Genomic DNA, 18,827 nt, shown 5'->3' with positions numbered 1-18,827 from the left:
CCCTCACCTACATCGAATAATTTTTCAGAACAACAATGACTGATCAAGCCAATCTCTTTGACCCAGCACCTGCCGATGACGAGGAAGCGCTGACACTGGCCACCTTCGCCGAACGCGCCTACCTGGATTACGCCATCTCCGTCGTCAAGGGTCGTGCCTTGCCGGATGTCTGCGACGGCCAGAAACCGGTACAGCGCCGCATCCTGTTTGCGATGAATGAACTGGGACTGAACTCTGCTGCCAAACCGCGTAAATCGGCCGCAGTGGTCGGTGATGTACTCGGTAAGTTGCATCCGCACGGTGATCAATCGGTCTACGATGCGCTGGTACGCATGGCGCAGGACTTCTCCTTGCGCTATCCACTGATCGACGGCCAGGGCAACTTCGGTTCGCGCGATGGCGACGGTGCCGCTGCGATGCGTTACACCGAAGCACGCCTGACACCGATCTCCAAGCTGCTGCTCGATGAAATCGACATGGGCACGGTGGACTTCCAACCCAACTACGACGGCTCGACCGACGAACCCAAGCTGCTGCCTAGCCGCCTGCCCTTCGTCTTGCTGAATGGTGCATCTGGTATTGCCGTCGGTATGGCGACCGAAATCCCGTCGCACAACCTGCATGAAGTTGCGAAAGCAGCGGTTGCACTGATACGCAACCCGAAACTGACGCACGAAGAATTAATGGCTATCGTACCGGGACCCGACTTCCCCGGCGGCGGTCAGATCATCACCTCACCAACCGCGATCAGCGACATTTATTCCAGCGGTCGCGGCAGCGTCAAAGTACGTGCGACCTGGAAAATAGAAGACATGGCGCGCGGCCAGTGGCAAGCAGTCGTGACCGAACTGCCGCACGGCACATCAGCACAAAAAGTACTGGAAGAAATCGAAGAGCTGACCAATCCAAAGATCAAGCTCGGCAAGAAATCGCTGTCGCCGGAACAACTGGCACTCAAGCAAACCGTGCTCTCGATGCTGGATGCGGTACGCGATGAATCCGGCCGTGATGCACCGGTGCGCCTGGTTTTCGAACCGAAATCGAAGAACCTCGACCAGACCGAATTCACCAACCTGTTGCTCGCGCACACCTCGCTGGAAACCAGCGTCTCCATCAATCTGGTGATGATAGGTGGCGATGGCCGTCCGCGTCAGAAATCGCTGGGCGACATCCTGCGTGAATGGATAGACTTCCGCTTCACCACGATCACCCGTCGTACCCAATTCCGCCTGCAAAAAGTTGACGACCGTATCCATATCCTCGAAGGCCGCGAAGCCATCCTGCTGAATATCGATAAAGTCATCAAAATCATTCGCGAATCGGACGAACCGAAACCGGCACTGATGGACGCCTTCCGCCTGTCGGAACGCCAGGCTGACGACATCCTGGAAATCCGCCTGCGTCAATTGGCACGACTGGAAACCATCAAGATCCAGCAAGAACTGGCCGAACTGCGCAACGAAAAAACCACCTTGCAAGACCTGCTCGACAATCCATCGTCGATGAAACGCCTGGTCATCAAGGAAATCGAAGCGGACGAGAAACAGTTTGGTGACGCACGTCGCACCCTGATCGAAGTGGCAGAAAAAGCATCGGTCGAAACCAAAGTCATCGATGAGCCAGTAACAGTCGTCATTTCGCAAAAAGGCTGGGTCCGTGCACGTACCGGCCACGGCCACGATGCTGCACAGTTCACCTTCAAGGCGGGCGACACGCTGTACGACACCTTCGAATGTCGCACCGTGGACTCACTACTGGTCTTCGGCTCGAATGGTCGTATCTACTCGGTTCCGGTCTCTGCCCTGCCAGGCGCGCGCGGCGATGGCGTACCTATCACCACACTGGTTGAACTGGCGAGCGGCACCCGCATCCTGCATTACTTCGCGGGCCCTGCTGATGTCACGCTGCTGCTGGCATCGACTGCAGGTTACGGCTTCACCGCCAAATCCGGCGACATGGTCAGCCGCACCCGCGGCGGCAAAGCCTTCATCACACTGGACGACGGTGATGAACCATTGCCACCACGTCCTGTAATCGAAGGCGCCAGCGCGATTGCCTGCCTGTCGGAAAAAGGACGCCTGCTGGTATTCGGCATTGATGAAATCAAATCACTCACCGCAGGTGGCCGCGGCGTGATCCTGATGGATCTGGAGCCGAAAGAAAAACTGCTGGCAGCACAACCGATCAGCCAGCGCGGCGTCATCGTCACTGGCGCAGGACGTGGCGGCAAGGCACAGGAAGTAGACTTGTCTGCATCCGGCCTCGGCATCCACATCGGCAAACGTGCACGCAAAGGCAAGATGCTGGAATCCAAAATCAAAGCGACCACGCTCAGCCCGAAAAAATAGGTAAAGCATAGTCATGAGCAGTACGGAACCATCCCCATCAGTTTCATCTGCCCAGACGCCACCATCGAAGACGCGCCGCCGTCTTCGATGGGCCTTACTGGCCTCCCTCCTCATGGCCAGTTACGGCTGTTACCACGCCTACATCAGCCCGCCACCACCGCTCTACAAAAACAACTACCTGCAAGGCGACATCGGCGGTTCCTTCCTGAAATGGCAATGGGAGCGTCTGACACAAGGTTTGCCCAAACCACCCGCCAACGGCTATCACTTCCCCATCGTCAAGGCAGATGCAGCCTGGCTGCAGGCGAACAAAGAAATCTCAACCGCCACCTGGATAGGCCACGCCACCGTGCTGGTACAAATGCGCGGCCTCAACATACTCACCGACCCGATCTGGTCGGAACGTGCATCACCATTCACCTTCATGGGTCCACAACGCAAAGTGCCACCCGCGCTAGCCTATGCGCAACTGCCGCACATAGACGTCGTCCTCATCTCGCACAATCACTACGACCATCTGGACAAAGACACCGTCCTCAAGCTGAACCAGCAAGCAGGTGGCGCGCCCTTATTCCTCGTGCCGTTGGGTATCAAGCAATGGATGGCAGACATAGGCATCACCAACGTGCAGGAACTGGGTTGGTGGGACAAGACCGACCTGGGTGGCCTCGCCTTCAACTTCGTGCCGGTCCAGCACTGGTCGGCACGTACACTGAACGACCGCTTCCAGACCTTGTGGGGTGGCTGGGCGGTCACGACGGCGGCTGATGCAAAGCCAGCAAAATCATTCTTCTTTGCCGGCGATACCGGCTTCTCCAAAGATTTTGAAGACATAGGCAAACGCTTTGCGCCGTTCGATCTGGCGCTACTACCGATAGGTGCTTACGCACCGCGCTGGTTCATGCGCGCGCAACACGTCGATCCGGGCGAAGCCGTGAAAATCCATCAGAATGTACACGCCCAACGTTCTATCGGCATACACTGGGGCACGTTTGAACTGACAGATGAAGCGCTGGATGAACCGCCCAGGGCTTTGGCGGAAGAGCTGAAGAAAGCGCATATACCGGCGGCGGATTTTGTGGCGCTGGAGCATGGGGAGATGGTGCGGTTTTGATGCGTGTATTTAATTGGTGAATGTAAGCGATGAGAATGCCTACTCTGGATTAATAACAATCCTTCGCTCCAAAATAGTAAAAGCCGTTCCTCACTCAATCATGCGTGCATATCTGATTTCATTATTGGTATTCCTGTCGATACTTGCGGGATGCAGCACATCGCCGAAAACAGCTATCGACAGCATCCAGATCGTTGCAGAAAACGGTGCCCATCAAAATACTGCGACGGCAATCGACATCGTATTCGTATACGACAGCGGCTCTATCGCTCTACTACCGACTACGGCTGGTGCATGGTTCGAAAAGAAAAACGCTTTGATTAGCGGGCTGGCGAACGACATCGATTTCGTCTCCTTGCAAGTCCCACCGGGATCTATCGTCAATGTAGCGCTGCCGAAACGCCATAAAGATGCCATCGCTGTCTATAGTTTTTCCAATTACATAGATACCGCCGGGCAGTCAGCAGCCAATCTCACCAGCATCAAAAAAATAACAATACGGCTAATGCCTAACCATGTGGTTTATTCAGGAAGCTAAAGCGATTGATGCACTAAAGTGCAATTGACACGATATTTCCATACTGAAAAGCTAGCGTTTCTTATTCAATTTATGGATACGAAATGGCCAAAAGAGCAGCCGATGTCATCATGCGTGATGACATCGGCTGATCCAAGTCGCGACAACTTCTACATGATGGGCTACGAGATCCCCGCTCATGCCTCCTTCATCGTCGCCCCCCCGCTTGCTAAAGGAAAATCATGAAACGCAGAGCATTCGTTACCCTCGCCAGCGCAGTTGCCTGCGCAACTCCTTTGTTAAGCTTGATGAAAGCCAGCCCCGCCTTTGCGCAAGCTGGCGCTGAGCCGCTGGGCGGGCATCCACCCGCCGGCACAGGCCCCTCCGTCAAAGACTTCGACTATCAAGTGAAGTATCAACGTGCATTCGAAGCGGTACTCTGGAATATGCCCGCCATTGCGATCTACTCTTTCCGGCGCGCGGCCTTCGATGAGTTGGGAATGAAGGACAACGACATCATCACCTACTCGAACACGGCGACGCCACGACTAGAAGCTATCACCGCAAACAGCTCCACGCCCTATATCGCGGCTTACACCGATTTGAGCAAGGGGCCGGTCGTGCTGGAGGTGCCGGTTTCCAGCCCCGATGGCAGCCTTTACGGGCAGGTGGTCGATGCATGGCAACTCACCATTGCCGATGTGGGACCGTCGGGCCTGGATAAAGGCAAGGGTGGCAAGTATCTGTTCACCCCGCCCGGCTTCAAGGGCAAGGTACCGAAAGGTTACCTCCACGTGCCCTCGCCCAACTATCGCATTGCCTTTGCTTTTCGGTCCGTACGAGGACCCGGAAAAACAATTGAAGATGCTTTCCAATATGCGCAGAAGCTGAAGATGTACTACCTGGCAGAAGCCAAGAATCCGCCCCAGCAGAAGTTTGTCGATCCTTCGAACAGGCGTTACCCAACGCTGCCTTTCTACGATGAGCGGCATTTCGAGGACATGCACGCGATCATGAGCGTGGAGCCTGTGCGGGAACATGACAAGGTCATGATGGGCATGCTGAAATCTTTGGGTATCGAGAAAGGTAAGCCGTTTGCGCCCGACGACGTTGCAAAGCGCGCTATGCGTCAGGCGGCCATCGACGCCTGGTACTACATGCACTGGTGGTTCGATACCGAAATGGTCAAGCGTGTTTATTGGCCCGACCGCCACTATGTCTCGTTGCTGCAGACCGATGCGAACCGCACCTTCACCTTCATCTACGACAACGATATTGATCTCACCGAACGGGCCGCTGAATACTTCTGGTGTACCTATATGCCGAAGATGCTGAGCGACACACCGGCAACGCAATACATGATGGCGCTGGCCGACAAGAACGGGAAATTACTCGAGGCCGGGAAGACCTATAAGGTCGATGTACCAGCCAATATGCCGGTCAAGCAGTTCTGGGCGCTGACAGTGTATGACCGCATGACCATGTCCTTCATCTATAGCGCAAGCAATCGCACCACGCTTTCATCCTATGACGTAGACAAGATGAAGAAGAACGCAGATGGCAGCGTGACCATCTACGTCGGTCCTCAAGCGCCGGTCGGTCTGGAAAACAACTGGATCCCGACGTCAGGTAAGCGGCCTATGCCAGCCATGCGTTTCTACGGTCCGACTGAAGCCATGAACAAGAAGATTTTCAAGATGCCGGACTTTGAAGTTGTAAGCTAAGACCGGGCTCTTTCTCGCTCTGAACTGTGTTGCCTGGGGCAGCTCTTGACGATGTCACGAAGTTATTGATTTGCGTCGAAAGCTGCCACAGTTCAAAATACGATTCCACTTAGCAAAGTGAGCGATATGCTTCGGACTTACCTGGTCTTTGTCACTTGAGGAATCTTCCATTTCCCGCTCAGGATGTCGTCGTTGGGTTGATACATCCGTAAAATCACATAGAAATCTCCATCCGGCGCAGGCAGCCAGTTCGCTTTATCGGCAGGCGCAGCGTGCTGTACTTGCAAGGTAAACGAACCATTGGCATTTTTCTTCAGGCCTGCCGTGTCCGAACCAATCTTGTAACGCGCCAATTCGTTGGGTACCAGCATCTTGTCACCGGCGTTGTACATGGTCAGTGACCAAAACGCGCCCACTGGTGGTGCGCTATCAAATTTCAATTCGTAATGATTTTTTCCATTGAGTGTTGCGCCGTCCGCATCGGTATACCGAATCGGATACATAGCCTCACGCTCGCCATTGCCGCCCAGATAGGCGGCTGCAACAACTGCGCGCAATGGATAGTTATAGCCAAAGCTGTCGAGACCGGTGACCCAATCCCAACCGTTACGTTTCGTCGCAGTACTCGCGAGTGAGGCGACAGCGACGGTCGGCGCATCGGCCAGGCCACGCGCAACTCCCTTGCGCATCTCAGGGCTCATCTTGCCCGGGTCGAAACCTTTCTGTGTGAGTCCAATACGTGCGTATTGGGCAAAGAGCCCCGTGTCCGCCTGTTTAACCGGATTACTTTTGAGTGCATTACTTAACAGGGTAAGGAAGCCCAGCTCATCGTTAGCAGCAGGCAAGGCAGGCAGTGATGTGCGCTGCACTTTGGATGCGTCCAATGGTGTCAATTTGAACTGCTTCTGCAAGGCCAGCACTGGCGCGACCGGTTCACCTTGTGCGATACGCAGACGTCCCCACAACCAGACTTTATTCGTCGTTACATCCAGTCGCTTGGCTCCACTCGGCAGCGTGCCTTTCCAGCCAGGTGGAACGATGACATAGCGACCTGGCTTGGTACCCGTCGTGCGTCGACCAATATAGTGCTCCAGTTCCTGGTACATATTGAAGACATTGACGACGTAATAGCGGTCATGTGTGTCCGGCACCGTAAACAAATAAGGTTGGTTAAGGTCGACTACCGCGCTCATGTAGTAAGTGTCGTTATTAGCGGTTGGCATGTCCTTGGCTTCAGGCGTAGCCAGTTCTGTGGCCCAGCCTATCTGGTTGAGCGGTGCGCGATAACTGGTTGCAGGTTTGTTGGCGGGAACGTTGGTGTAATCACGCGAGACTTGTTCCATGCGAACCAGAGGATAGCCCCATGTGTAAGCAGAGATCGCTAGTTGATAGCCATCTGTCTCAAGTCCTTTGGCGACAACTTCGGGGGAAGCTGGCGTATTGACCAAGGCATCCTGGGCAGCAAAAGCCGACACGGCACTGGACAGGGAAACAAGCCCAATGAGAAATGCTGATGCATATCGAATCATTACGTTCTCCTTGATAGCAAGACTACTTACCTAAACAGGGAGGTAGCATGCGCTGGAGAAATCGAACAATCTATCGTCCAAAGGTGTGGCCGACCTTGCCCCAAGGGGCATCAGTGTCAGCTTTGAGTCATGGGAAGACTTCCGCTATCGGCCAGATAGCGGACATTAAGCCAACTACACAGAACTTTGGTATCGCATAAAATGCATAGACGAAACAGCCTGTAAGAAACGAATATTTTTATCAAAAATAAAATTCAATATGCTTGAAGACATACTTGGTCCAATAGACCTTCGCCTTATTCATGAAGTGGCTTTCTTTTAATTCCCGTCAAATTTAAAATTGAAACACGACGAAAAACTGGCACGACAAAAACGTAATGAGTCAGCTGAAAACATCCCGTGTTACACAGCTTCCCGATGACATTGATGCGCTCCTACAACCAGCCACATCGGAAGGGTTTCGCTTTCTGAATCGCCTGGTGCAGGACTACAGCGCAGGCATAAACTGCTTTGACCAGCCCGGGGAAGCACTTTATGTGATCAGGCGGAATGAGGATTTAATTGCCATTGGCGGCATTAATGTTGAATCGTCCATTTCTGATCGCCGCCTAGGCAGAATCCGCCGTTTATATGTGCATCCAGATGAACGTCGGGGAGGTATAGGCCGACTATTGATGACAGAAATTGAAAAGCACGCCACGGAATGCTTCGATACCCTGCAATTGTTCACTGATACGACAGATGCAAGCAATTTCTATTGCCGTCTTGGTTACCAGCTTGTGACAGGCGACACGGTAAGTCACGTAAAACACCTGCGATGAGCGCTCCCGGACATCAAGCCAAAACGATCCTGTCCTTACCCAAGCTTTTAGCTTCATACAACGCACGATCTGCCCGTTTAAGTGTGTCCTCATACGATCGATCTGTTGTCAGCATCGTCGTCACACCTATGCTCGCCGTGACGAAAGTGCCTTCCACTGAAAAATGGCTGAGTTCTTGCCGGATACGCTCATGCAAACGCTGCGCAAACTGCATAGCCTGCTCATGTCCGGTATTGGGTAGCGCAACGACAAACTCATCACCACCAAAACGGCATGCGGTATCGGCTTTCCGTATCGTCGTACGACAGATGTTAGCCACCACCTGGATGATTTCATCCCCCGCATGATGCCCGTTGGTGTCGTTGATTTTTTTGAGGTTGTCCAGATCAAACATAATGATGGACGTCGGGATTGAATACCGCAGCCATGACTCGTAGTGCAGCGTCAGGTCATGTTCGAGTTTTCTGCGGTTGAAAAGACCGGTTAGCTGATCGGTATCGCTAAGTTCCCTCAGCTTGCCTTCCAGAGTATGGCGCTCGGAGATATTGCTGGCGACCCAAAGCACTACCTCTTCGTCGTCCACCAAAAAACTCAATGCCTGGATGCGCCCTTCAAACCAGATTGGCTCCTTAGGGCCGTCATCGTCCAGGCCCTTTACGTCCCGGTTGCTCAGTTCGTACTCTTCGACCACCAGCTTCCGTGATTCCAGCGCCCTGGCTATCTGCAGGAGAAACCAGTTTGCTTTCTCAGGCTTGATCACGTCTGAAATGTACAGTCCGATAAGGCCGGTACCATCGTGGTAGTAGCGCGTATCACGCCCCCCGAAGACCGCGACGTATTTTCCACTGCGGGAAAGGATGAAAGCTGGATCTGGCAAAGCTTCCAGAATTAAGTCCATCTGTTCAAGATTGATCATGCAGCGCTTCTTCCGAGCAAAAGTGGATAGTTCAGCCCATCGTCGCAATGAGCACTGGAGATGCAATTATGCCATTCCCTTTGAGCAAGTATCCTGCGGACGGAACGCAAATATTCAGACATGAAAAAATCGGATATTGTTGTTGACCCTGCCCTTGAGGACAGCTGCAATCTCTATCTTGAACGCATCCGAAGCTACGAACAGATTAGGCGTTTCCGCCCAAGCTTTACGACTTTACGAGCAAAAAGGAACAAAACGACTTCTGCTCAGGCATTTAATATCTGCTAAAGCTGACTCGCAGAAAACGAGGAGATTTCTATGGAAGGAAAGCGATACTCAGGCGGCTGCCTCTGCGGCCATATCCGTTTTACAGCGCATGGTGTGGCTGCTAATCCGCACAGCTGCTCTTGCGACAACTGCCAGAGACATTCGGGTGCGCCCAGTTTATGCTGGGTCGAGTTTCCCAAAGACGTCGTAGAGTGGACAGGTACCGGCGGCATGCCCTCACTGTTTCGTTCGTCGGATTACTCGAGTCGTTCCTTTTGTCCACGTTGTGGCAGCACGCTAGGTGCGGTCGATGATGCACCCATGGTCGCTTTGGTGACTGGAAGTTTTGATGACAGTGATTTATCTGAACTGCGACCGGTATCGCATTCATATGTGGATGCATGCCCAGCCTGGTGGACGATAACAAAGGCTGTCTGAAACGAGAAATTTTTCTCATTCAGAAATGCTAACGGCCGCAAATGCGGCCGTTAGCGTAGGTGGGATGCAAACAACAGCGCTAGTTAAACAACCACACCGCACCCAGCAAGATCGCAAGCCCGATGGCCAGCTTGCCAGCGAAGACGGTGCGTTGCGGTGCATATGTCAACAACATGACCAATAACAAAGCGCCTGCTGTCATGGTACCGAGGCAGAGTACCGAACCTACCGTCCAGCCTTGCAGCTTGACGCTGATCGCATACGTAGCCAGCAAGGCTAGTGTGCCCAGCATGCGATACAGATTGCGCTCGCTCTGTTGCGGTTCTTTGCCACGACCATGGATGTCGGCGTAATGCCTGTCCATACCCAGGCTGAGCGCAGTCCAGCCACCATATGCCAACGCCAGTGCTGCTATGAATCCGAATCCGCTCATACTGCCTCCTGCAGCGAGCTATCAGTCTCGCTTCTGTTTTTCTCTACCGGCTTTTCGACCACTTTGGCCTTGGCCACTGCTTTCTTCTGCCCCAGACGCTTGGCCGCATAGATCAGGCACAAGCCAAAGCCGAGCGCAAACAAATCAAAACCGGCGACCGCCCATGGACCTTTACCTTGCAGCAGGGTCACGCCCAGATGTGAGTTGGTGGTGAATACATTCAGCACCGGGATCAGTGCAAACAACAAGCCACCTGCCGTCAGCTGCCATTGCCACATGCGGCGATTCGGGCGTATGTGTGCCAGGACGGCAGCGGTACCCCATGCAATAAAGAACCAGGCGATTTCAGTTTCTATGCGCTTTTCCATTCCAACCGCCAGCAAGCGATTGGCCCAGAAGTACGCTGCCATTGCAATCGGCAAACCGGCAATCGCGCCTATGTTCAGGCCATCGACCAGACGCAGGCCAAAACCGATGCGTCCACCCTTGGCCAGTTCCTTGGCATAACCTTGTCGCTTCTTGACGGCCCACAGCAAGGCACCGGTCGCGACCATCGCGCAGCCTGCCAGGCCGCACAGGAAAAATAAGGTACGCAGCAAAGGATTCGCGAAGTTCGCGATATGCAAACCATAGAGCACGCCGCGTGCTTCAACCGCAGTACTTGTTTCATCACCGATAGAGGAAATGTAAGCACCGCTCACACCATCAAACTGCATGGACTGACGTGTACTCGACAGCTTGTGCTCCTTCTCACGCGTGATCTGGATGGTGGCATTCGCATCGCCCGGATTGTTGATAGTCACACGTCCTACCGGACCACCGTTCCATTGTTTCTCTGCTTGCAGCAACATAGGCGCCAGTGGTGCCAGCGGTGCTGCAATCTTTGCAGGCTTCTTGTTCTCGGCCTGGCGGAAAGCTTCCGCGTTAAAGGCTTTTTCATCGCCCTTGTATGCGGACTGTATGCCGAACGGCATGTACAGAAACATCAGCGTGACCAGACCCGTATAAGTAATCATCAGGTGATACGGCAGCGCCAGTACTGCTACGGCGTTATGCGCATCCAACCACGAACGCTGGCCTTTCTTCGGACGGAAGGTGAAGAAGTCTTTGAAAATACGCTTGTGCGTAATCACCCCGCTGACGATCGCAACCAACATGAACATCGCGCAGAAACCGACTATCCAGCGCGCCCAGATCGCAGGCATGTAATGCAAATCGTAGTGCAGACGATAGATGAATTCACCACCGCGTGTTTCGCGCACTTCAGCCAGGCGCTCACCCGTCGCAGGATTCAATTGCGCCCGCTCGAGTTTGCCCCTGCCCTTTTTACCTGGTTCAGGTTGCGCGATCCACGTTACGCCCAAAGCCTGGTTGCGATCGTCCGGCAAAGTAATAAACCAGCGCGATGCACCGGCACCTTCTTTTTCCAGCATGCGTATGGCGTTGTCTACTGCTTGCACAGCAGGTACCGGCGTCGCGGCCGCTACGTGCAGCTCCGGTTTCATCCACAGGCTGATCTCATCACGAAAATACGAAGCGGTTCCGGCGAAAAACACCAGGAACAACACCCAGCAAACCAGCAAACCTGACCAGGTGTGCAGCCATGCCATCGACTGGCGGAATCCTTCTTTCATGCGAAACTCCGTTGCGCCAGCAAACCCAATCCCAGGATAGCGGCTGGTAACACGATGCCTATCCAGGCGCGGAATGCACTACGTGCAGCAAACACCCACAGCACTGCACAGGTATAGACGGTAAAAGATAACAAGGTAGCCGTCAGCACGGCATCAATCCGCACCATAGGCAGGATGACCGCCAGCAAGGCGGTGGCGAGCGCCGTCACAACATAGCCGCCAAGGATGGCGGCTATGGCACGTGATGCAACTCCTAAGCGGTAGTGCAATTCCTGGTTCAGTTTCATCTGCTTGAAATCACTTGAGTTGAATGCGCGACCGAGCTGGCGCGACTTCCTTGATGCCTGTCTGCTTGTCGCGGGCGACCGTATTGGTGGAAGCAACAATCGCGGCATCTTATGGATGCCCGCCGAAACGCGCTTATTTTAATCGATAATGATTATCATTAACAGATATAAAGTACATGGATGTGAATTTTTATTGATTTTTGACAAGTGTCAAAAGCTCATCCAGACACGCTCTGCCCGCCCAGCCAGTGCAGGCAGGCGGGTAAATATGAGGGGAAAACAGTAAGAACCGGATAGAGAGACGCGTTGCAAACGCCCTCAGGTGAAAAGGAAGATGTTAGCTCGCGAGAACAGACAGGATCAGGTCGGATGACCCAGCAACCGTGCGTGAAGCGCAAAGTCCACGGTTTTGCCGCCCGCAGCAGCCTTCTCCTGCTGCGCGCCGTCAAACTGCATCACGCCACCATGGTCATCATGATGCGCAACCATGCGACGTTCGCTTTGCAATTGCTGCAAGTCGGATTCCGGCAGGCTGGAATAGGTAGCCAGATCTGCCACTACTACCGCATTCGGCCAGCGCCGACGGTTCAGGTTACGGAAGCGGAAATACTCGACCGCAGCCCACAACAATAATGAACCAGACAACGCCATTACGATCAGCGCATAAGAAATCGTCAGGTGGCGCACATTGAGCATGTCGGCCGCATAGGTCAGCTCATTGATCGTGTGGTAACCCAGCATCCCTGCCACCAGAGTAATCAGCGGCCACCACAGGTACACAAAGAAACCCCAGAACACAACAGTGATCAAGGCGCTGACAACTTTGGTCAACGGCGCCACCAGATGTGGTTTATTAAGGATGAGCGGATTGGTTTGCTCTTGCAGGTCGCTAGTCATGATTGCCTCGATGCGGCTGTGGTACAGGTTCATTGCTGGTCGGCGGCAATGCTTTCACGTGCACGCCGTCGGCCGAGCCGACACCACGATCCGGGCTGACCCAGACCGCGCGCCGTCCGCTCTTGCGAAACAGAACTTTAGGCACCGACCAGACGGTGGTACACATATTCAGCATCCAATAAAAAACCGGATACCAAATCATCCAGAAGTAATGGCGATACACTTTTTTGTCGTAATGCCGGTCCAGGATCATGCCAACCAAGACCTGCAACAAACAGGTGGTGCCGATCAGCACGCCGTGCCAGCTCGGGAATATCTCTACGCGCCACAGCGGCGGTATGTAAATGAACAGACTGAGGATATACAGCACCAGCACCGTCACCATGGTGTAAGCCCACAAGACTGACAGGTTGTACTCGATGTACACCAGCCACAGGCGACGCAAATGCCAGTGGCGGAAGATGTAGGCGTATTTGAAAATCGCCTGCACGCCACCCATCGCCCAGCGCAAACGCTGCTTCCATAAACCCTTTACCGTTTCCGGCATCAGGATCCAGCACAAGGCGCGCGGCTCGAAGCGTACATCCCAGTGGTTCGCCTGCAGTTTCCAGCTGATGTCGATATCCTCGGTCAGCATTTCCGGACTCCAGAAACCGACATCCAGCAAGGCGCGACGACGAAACATCACGACCACGCCGGAGACAGTGAACAGGCGACCATAAATACGTTGCGTACGTTTGATCAGGCCAACGATGGACGAGAACTCACCGACCTGCAAACGTCCGAGCAAAGTCGAACGTGTGCGTATGCGCGGATTGCCGGTCACTGCGCCGAGACGCGGGCCGGTTTCAAAATGCTTGAGCAGCCAAGGGATCGAATCCGGGTCAAGGATCGCATCGCCATCTATGCACATCAGGAATTCACTCTTGGCGATCAGTGCAGCCGTATTCAAGGCCACGGCCTTGCCCTGGTTGCGCGCCTGGTGCACGACACGCAACTTCGGATGGGTCGCGATCAATTCATCGAGGATGGCACCGGTGTTGTCCTTGCTGCCATCGTTGACGCAAATGATTTCGTAGTCCGGATAGTTCAGGCGCGACAGGGCATCGACCACGCTACGTATATTGTCGCCTTCATTGAAGCACGGCACGATCACAGAAACCGGCGGCGTCGACTTCAGCTCCGTCAGTGGATTCTGGTCATGCAGGCTAGTCCTCTCATAACGCAGGTAGTACGTAATACCACCAATGATCCAGACATACGCCATGAACAAAGGGTAGTAAAAAGTAAAACCGAAGAGGACGTTTTCAAAAGTCATGACTATCTCCGCGCCGGATGCGTCTCTACGGAGATTTCAGGTTTGATGATGTCTTCTTCCGGCTGATTCGCATGGAAGTCGTCCGGGTAGTAGCCGACGCCGCGTGCTCCGGCCAGGCGCAATTGACGTATCTGTGCCGCCAGTGTCTTCGACGGAATAGGCTGGCCCGTGCGCCAATCCTTGCTTTGCAATTCAAAAACTGTCGTGCGCAAGGCGCCCGGCGTTTTCTTCACCGTATCCATCAGGTGTGCAAGCCATGCAGTAGCATCTTTCGCGCCTTCCATATATGGCATGGCCATGATAGCGGTGTAGTCGTAGGTCGCGAGAAAGCTAGGATACGTCTGCGCGAACCAGTCTTCCGAATCCGGATTCAGGATAGGTTCCGCATAGATATTGCGTGCTGTCATCAGTGCAGGCTGGTATTGGCGTAGTGTCGCCGCCAGGTGCAAAGTGAATTCATTCAGGTAAGCAGTTTTCTTTTGTGACCACAAGCGACGCAGCTGCGGATCTTTACGCAGTTCCTCCATCGAAGCCGACAACTGCCACTGATCGCGATATACCGCCAGCGCCGCCGGGCTGGCATCTTCGTAATCCGACAAGGTCGCATCGTCGTGGAACAGCACACCGTAGAAAGCGGAATGTTTGCCCAGGTCTTCGTATATCTCGGTAATGGTCTGACGCGCCAAAGGATCGAAAGGTGACAGACGCAAATAACGATTCTGCGAAGCAGATTCCGGTGCGCCCGGCATGGTTTGTACCAGATGCGTCGCTGCCGGATGGGTATCCGGTAATTTGAAAGCCATTACCGGCATCCAGGCAAATACCCGCACTCCGCCACGCGTGCGTAACTGCCATGAAACGCGCGTAAACAAATCAGCACGTACCGGCATATGACGATTCGGGAAATACAGGGCGTCGGCCACGCCATCGCCATCCGGATCCGCATACGCCTGCAGATAAACAGTAGTCGGACGCAGGCGCACTATGCGATCCAGCAGCTTGGACAAATTCGCTTCCTGCACTTCCGGATCGGGATCGTAGATGTAATCAAGGTCAATATGGATCACGCGCTCCATAGGACGTTCAACGCCATCATAGGTCGCTGGCTGGCGCAGTATTTCAGCCATGCCATTGAGTTCAGTATCAAACACCACCAAGGTACGACGGATGTAATTCGGATCGTCGTTTGGCGTATTCGGGCCCGGCTCCAGGTTGAGCGAAATCGGCATGCCGACTTCCGCCGCAATCTTGTTTGCAATCCGGCTGTTCGCACCGTACGGCCACACCATCGCACGCGGACGTTTGCCGGTTTCCTTTTCAATCAGGCTGGCGCTGCGTTCCAGGTCTGCGCGTATGCGCTTGGTGTATGCCTCATCACTTTCGTATTGCTTGTTCTGTGGCCAGTAAAAACGCGTAATCGCCGCTGGCATCATATTGCCCTGCGGATTACCGATGATGCCCTTATGCAGACTGTGCGAATGCGAAGCCACTTCGATCAGACCCGAAGCCTGCATCTCGCGGACCTGATCCCAGTTCACGAATGCCTGGCGTGGTGCCTTGATATCGCCGAACTGCACCGGTTGATCCTGCGGCGTCTGTATCCAGTCACCGACGATGGCGATCAGAGCCGGGAAGCCGAATTGCTTCAGCATCGGAAACACCTTGGTGTACATGCTTTCAAAGCCGTCATCGAAGGTCAGCAGAATGGCTTTCTCCGGCAAAGGTTTCTTGCCTGCGCGTGCATCGATGATTTGTTGCAGGCTGACCGGATGATAGCCGTTCTGATCCAGCCAGCTCAGTTGTGCGATCAGGTCGCGCGTATCCACCGCAGTGGCTTCCGGCCAGACCTTGAAGCTTTCCCTGACGTTGTCGCGCACATCGTGATAACACAGCACGCGATAGGACTGCGGCACATCCATACCCTGCGTCGCGATTTGCAAGCGTGGTACTTCCACCCCAGCGGCTGACTGCGCCCATGCAAAGCCTGGTAGCAATGCAATCAGCAGCACACTCAGCAGGTGCCGGAAGAGATGTTCAGGTTTGCGCAGACTAATCAGCGCTGTCGCCAACAGGTTCTTCACTTTATCGCCCAATTCAAATTCAAATATCCGTAATGCCGCTTTTCGCGCACGCCGTCATACGGGTGCATGCTGACGCCGAGGCCGTAGCCGATGCTGAATTCATCGTCAAAAGACCACAGGTGCCCATATTGCAAACCGGACGTGGTGCCGGTGTTGTAACCTTCCTGCGAGTAACGACCTGTGTAGACCTGCACTTGCTGCACCATCCAGCGACGGTAACGGCGCCAGGTACGCCATTCGCCCAGCAGCGCAACGGTCGCTTCACGATCACTGATCGGATTGAAATACACAGTATTCCGCGCACTGTTGCGCGAAGTTGCCAGCGACACCATGGAATCCAGCTTGAAGATAGGACCACTGATCCAGCGCTCCGTCCATGCGATACCGAACACATCGCGATTATTGCCATCGCTATATTTAGTATTGGATATCTCCGCATCGATGCTGCGCGATTCGTTTTGCTGCCAGGTCACACCGGCCAATACGCGACGCCCTGTCACATTCGCGTTGTAGGCAGCCGCTGACAAATCATTGACGTTGCTATCTGCCGCCATGCGCATGCGCCAATGATCGGAAAAATACTTCACAAACTGCAAAGCGATACCGCTTTTATCCGCGTTTTGTGTAGCCTGATTCACTTCACCTTCGATCTCCAGGTCACGTACACGGTAATCAAGACCGACGCCGATACGGGTACGCGGTACGCTGGTTTCAGTCGGCAGACGGCGATCGATACTACCGGTCGAACGAGAGAGATGCGTGAATACCCGGTACTCTTCACCCAGCGTATTGGTCAGCGGCGCCGAATATAACTGCGCATCAAAAATTGACTCCGCTCCGGCCAGCTGCCCGCCCTTACCTATGGTCGTGCTGACGCGCAGAAATGGACGGTCATGGATGTCCAGCTTGCGTGCGAGGTTTTGCACGCCTTTATCTTCCGGGTAATCAGCAGTCAACGGCCGTGAAATAATCTTGGCCTGCGCAAATTCATTCAGCGCCAGCAGGCTTTCGCCACGTCCGACCTGCGCACCCAGCGACTTGTCATCATCCATTTGCATCAGCGTGAACTCTTCCAGCGCAGCGCGCGGATGTTCACGCGAGCTTTGCAGGCTGGCCCACGCCAGTCTCACTTGTCCGTTGAATGGCGCGATCCCACGCAACTCGGCCAGATGCTTTTCGGCTGCGTTCAGGCGATCCGCATACAAGCGCATCAAAGCGGGCGTGACGGTAGCGGTCGGATAATCACCGTTCGGCGCTTCGACTGACGGGATGCCACGGTTGGCCAAGGTCGGCGTCACCTTCATCACACCGTCAGCCATGTCCTGCGCCTCATCGTGTTGCTCGCCTTCGCTATACGCATAAGCCAGGCCATTGCGCCATGTATCAATATTGGCCACATCGCCGCGACCCGCTTCACTGATGGCGGCTATATATAAATCACGCGCCTGCTCTGGTTGCTCCAGGTAGAGATAGGCATCGGCTGCCGCGGCCTTCGCATAGGACGGCATCACGATTCCGGCGGCCAGCAATTCCTGATACAGCTGCACAACCTGTTTCATCAGCTGCCGGTCGCGCAATGCCACCATTCGGTCAAACTGGGTCGCAGGCTGCGGATCGTAGTGATGCAAGACATTTGCTGTTTCGGCTATGGCGGCATCGGTAGTCTGGAAACGTGGCTGTTTGGTATCGACGAGCAGTTGGGCTTCGCCGAAATTGACAGTATGGCCAGCGACCGAATGCGCGAGCTGTCTCTGCTCTTCCTTGCTGAACCAATCCTTGCGCTTATCTGCAGTGCGCGCTGCCAGATACGGCATACCTGCACCATTCAACGCAAACACATAGCCGCGATAAGCTTCTCGCGATTGCGGATCAAGTCGCACAGCGTCCTGGTAAGCATTGGCTGCATACAAGGCTTCTTCACGACGGGTGTAAACAAAACCCAGCAAGGTAACCATAGCTGCATCGCTGCGCTTGTACGCAGAGCTGAATGCAGGAAGAAAACTTTGTACATACTGCAAGGCGGCGTCAGGTTGCTTTTGTTCCAGCAGCGCGTGAACCAAGCCCGTACGCGCTTCCATATCATCCGGACTGGTACGCAGCACGAGGCGGTAGATTTTTTCCGCCTGCGTCCAGCGCTCGGCAGAACGGGCAGACTGCCCGAGTGATTTCAATACGTAAGCTGGTGTCCCAGTGACACTGAGTTCATCCGCATATGCCAGTGCACTATTAAAGTCACCAGCCCACGCGTAGACAACCACCAGGTCATACAGAATTTTTTGATTTTGCGGATACTCGCGATGCCAGGCTTGCAGCTTCTCTAGCGCGTTAGCGGTCTGACCGTCGCGCGCAGCAAGGATCACGGCATCATATTCACCTGATGGGATAGCTGCTTGTGACAGATGTGTCACGCCGAAACCCAAAAAGCAAAATGTGATTCCCGATACTGCTACTTGCAAACGATTGCGCTTATTTTTCATGAGCTCGCTATAAAAAATGAATGTGT

The 18,827-nt window shown here is 54.1% G+C and carries 15 protein-coding genes; 6 read left to right on the top strand and 9 right to left on the bottom strand.

From position 1 onward, the window contains the following. The first annotated feature begins 35 nt into the window (after positions 1-35). The 4 genes from parC to H7U06_RS05535 all read left to right on the top strand — a co-directional run bounded on the left by parC (position 36) and on the right by H7U06_RS05535 (position 5,703). Entirely contained in the window at positions 36-2,348 is a 2,313-nt protein-coding gene (gene parC / locus H7U06_RS05550) for a DNA topoisomerase IV subunit A (RefSeq protein WP_175625155.1), read from the top strand. 112 nt (positions 2,349-2,460) lie between these two features. Continuing rightward, positions 2,461-3,462, top strand: a complete 1,002-nt coding sequence (locus H7U06_RS05545; protein ID WP_254873132.1) for an MBL fold metallo-hydrolase — start codon at positions 2,461-2,463, stop codon at positions 3,460-3,462. Between the two features lie 16 nt (positions 3,463-3,478). Continuing rightward, the gene (locus H7U06_RS05540) at positions 3,479-4,000 is read left to right on the top strand and encodes a hypothetical protein (RefSeq protein WP_254873131.1); all 522 of its coding nucleotides are present in this window, start codon (positions 3,479-3,481) and stop codon (positions 3,998-4,000) included. A gap of 221 nt (positions 4,001-4,221) precedes the next feature. Continuing rightward, complete coding sequence (locus H7U06_RS05535; protein WP_175625153.1) at positions 4,222-5,703, top strand: DUF1254 domain-containing protein; 1,482 nt, start codon at positions 4,222-4,224, stop codon at positions 5,701-5,703. 137 nt (positions 5,704-5,840) lie between these two features. Here the strand turns inward: H7U06_RS05535 and H7U06_RS05530 are convergent, their stop codons facing one another. Next, positions 5,841-7,232, bottom strand: a complete 1,392-nt coding sequence (locus H7U06_RS05530) for a DUF1254 domain-containing protein (RefSeq protein WP_175625152.1) — start codon at positions 7,230-7,232, stop codon at positions 5,841-5,843. Positions 7,233-7,609: 377 nt separating this feature from the next. Here H7U06_RS05530 and H7U06_RS05525 point away from each other — a divergent pair, with 377 nt between their 5' ends. After that, the gene (locus H7U06_RS05525) at positions 7,610-8,053 is read left to right on the top strand and encodes a GNAT family N-acetyltransferase (RefSeq protein ID WP_175625151.1); all 444 of its coding nucleotides are present in this window, start codon (positions 7,610-7,612) and stop codon (positions 8,051-8,053) included. Between the two features lie 13 nt (positions 8,054-8,066). Here the strand turns inward: H7U06_RS05525 and H7U06_RS05520 are convergent, their stop codons facing one another. Continuing rightward, positions 8,067-8,969, bottom strand: coding sequence for a sensor domain-containing diguanylate cyclase (locus tag H7U06_RS05520; RefSeq protein ID WP_175625150.1), 903 nt, complete (start codon positions 8,967-8,969; stop codon positions 8,067-8,069). 318 nt (positions 8,970-9,287) lie between these two features. On the opposite strand from H7U06_RS05520, the gene H7U06_RS05515 reads away from it, so the two are divergent. After that, a complete protein-coding gene (locus H7U06_RS05515; protein ID WP_175625149.1) occupies positions 9,288-9,674 on the top strand; it encodes a GFA family protein in 387 nt (128 codons plus the stop codon). A 79-nt stretch (positions 9,675-9,753) separates the two neighbouring features. On the opposite strand, the gene H7U06_RS05510 is transcribed toward H7U06_RS05515, so the two are convergent. The 7 genes from H7U06_RS05510 to pgaA form a co-directional block, all read right to left on the bottom strand. Continuing rightward, on the bottom strand, positions 9,754-10,107 hold the full coding sequence (locus tag H7U06_RS05510) for a DUF3325 domain-containing protein (protein WP_175625148.1): 354 nt from the start codon (positions 10,105-10,107) through the stop codon (positions 9,754-9,756). Beyond that, complete coding sequence (locus H7U06_RS05505; RefSeq protein ID WP_175625147.1) at positions 10,104-11,741, bottom strand: PepSY domain-containing protein; 1,638 nt, start codon at positions 11,739-11,741, stop codon at positions 10,104-10,106. Before H7U06_RS05505 ends, H7U06_RS05510 begins: the two co-directional genes overlap by 4 nt. Continuing rightward, positions 11,738-12,028, bottom strand: coding sequence for a DUF3649 domain-containing protein (locus H7U06_RS05500; protein ID WP_175625146.1), 291 nt, complete (start codon positions 12,026-12,028; stop codon positions 11,738-11,740). Before H7U06_RS05500 ends, H7U06_RS05505 begins: the two co-directional genes overlap by 4 nt. Before the next feature lie 360 nt (positions 12,029-12,388). Next, positions 12,389-12,925, bottom strand: a complete 537-nt coding sequence (pgaD, locus tag H7U06_RS05495) for a poly-beta-1,6-N-acetyl-D-glucosamine biosynthesis protein PgaD (RefSeq protein WP_175625145.1) — start codon at positions 12,923-12,925, stop codon at positions 12,389-12,391. Beyond that, positions 12,918-14,243 carry a poly-beta-1,6-N-acetyl-D-glucosamine synthase gene (gene pgaC / locus H7U06_RS05490; RefSeq protein ID WP_175625144.1) on the bottom strand — a complete coding sequence of 442 codons (1,326 nt, stop codon included), beginning with the start codon at positions 14,241-14,243 and terminating at the stop codon, positions 12,918-12,920. The genes pgaD and pgaC overlap by 8 nt, the downstream gene beginning before the upstream one ends. A 2-nt stretch (positions 14,244-14,245) precedes the next feature. Next, positions 14,246-16,324, bottom strand: a complete 2,079-nt coding sequence (gene pgaB, locus H7U06_RS05485; protein ID WP_254873130.1) for a poly-beta-1,6-N-acetyl-D-glucosamine N-deacetylase PgaB — start codon at positions 16,322-16,324, stop codon at positions 14,246-14,248. Next, entirely contained in the window at positions 16,321-18,801 is a 2,481-nt protein-coding gene (gene pgaA, locus H7U06_RS05480; RefSeq protein ID WP_175625143.1) for a poly-beta-1,6 N-acetyl-D-glucosamine export porin PgaA, read from the bottom strand. Before pgaA ends, pgaB begins: the two co-directional genes overlap by 4 nt. Positions 18,802-18,827 lie beyond the last annotated feature (26 nt).

Source organism: Herminiimonas sp. Marseille-P9896 (assembly GCF_903993245.1).
In the GTDB taxonomy this organism is placed as follows: domain Bacteria; phylum Pseudomonadota; class Gammaproteobacteria; order Burkholderiales; family Burkholderiaceae_D; genus Oxalicibacterium; species Oxalicibacterium contaminans.
Note: the sequence above shows the minus strand (reverse complement) of the source record. Positions and strands in the feature narration are given on the sequence as shown.

Excerpts from the sequence above, each read along its gene's own strand:
- parC (WP_175625155.1), top strand. The coding sequence starts at position 36 with ATGACTGATCAAGCCAATCTCTTTGACCCAGCACCTGCCGATGACGAG.
- H7U06_RS05545 (WP_254873132.1), top strand. The coding sequence starts at position 2,461 with ATGGCCAGTTACGGCTGTTACCACGCCTACATCAGCCCGCCACCACCG.
- H7U06_RS05535 (WP_175625153.1), top strand. The coding sequence starts at position 4,222 with ATGAAACGCAGAGCATTCGTTACCCTCGCCAGCGCAGTTGCCTGCGCA.
- H7U06_RS05530 (WP_175625152.1), bottom strand. The coding sequence starts at position 7,232 with ATGATTCGATATGCATCAGCATTTCTCATTGGGCTTGTTTCCCTGTCC.
- H7U06_RS05525 (WP_175625151.1), top strand. The coding sequence starts at position 7,610 with ATGAGTCAGCTGAAAACATCCCGTGTTACACAGCTTCCCGATGACATT.
- H7U06_RS05520 (WP_175625150.1), bottom strand. The coding sequence starts at position 8,969 with ATGATCAATCTTGAACAGATGGACTTAATTCTGGAAGCTTTGCCAGAT.
- H7U06_RS05515 (WP_175625149.1), top strand. The coding sequence starts at position 9,288 with ATGGAAGGAAAGCGATACTCAGGCGGCTGCCTCTGCGGCCATATCCGT.
- H7U06_RS05510 (WP_175625148.1), bottom strand. The coding sequence starts at position 10,107 with ATGAGCGGATTCGGATTCATAGCAGCACTGGCGTTGGCATATGGTGGC.
- H7U06_RS05505 (WP_175625147.1), bottom strand. The coding sequence starts at position 11,741 with ATGAAAGAAGGATTCCGCCAGTCGATGGCATGGCTGCACACCTGGTCA.
- H7U06_RS05500 (WP_175625146.1), bottom strand. The coding sequence starts at position 12,028 with ATGAAACTGAACCAGGAATTGCACTACCGCTTAGGAGTTGCATCACGT.
- pgaD (WP_175625145.1), bottom strand. The coding sequence starts at position 12,925 with ATGACTAGCGACCTGCAAGAGCAAACCAATCCGCTCATCCTTAATAAA.
- pgaC (WP_175625144.1), bottom strand. The coding sequence starts at position 14,243 with ATGACTTTTGAAAACGTCCTCTTCGGTTTTACTTTTTACTACCCTTTG.
- pgaA (WP_175625143.1), bottom strand. The coding sequence starts at position 18,801 with ATGAAAAATAAGCGCAATCGTTTGCAAGTAGCAGTATCGGGAATCACA.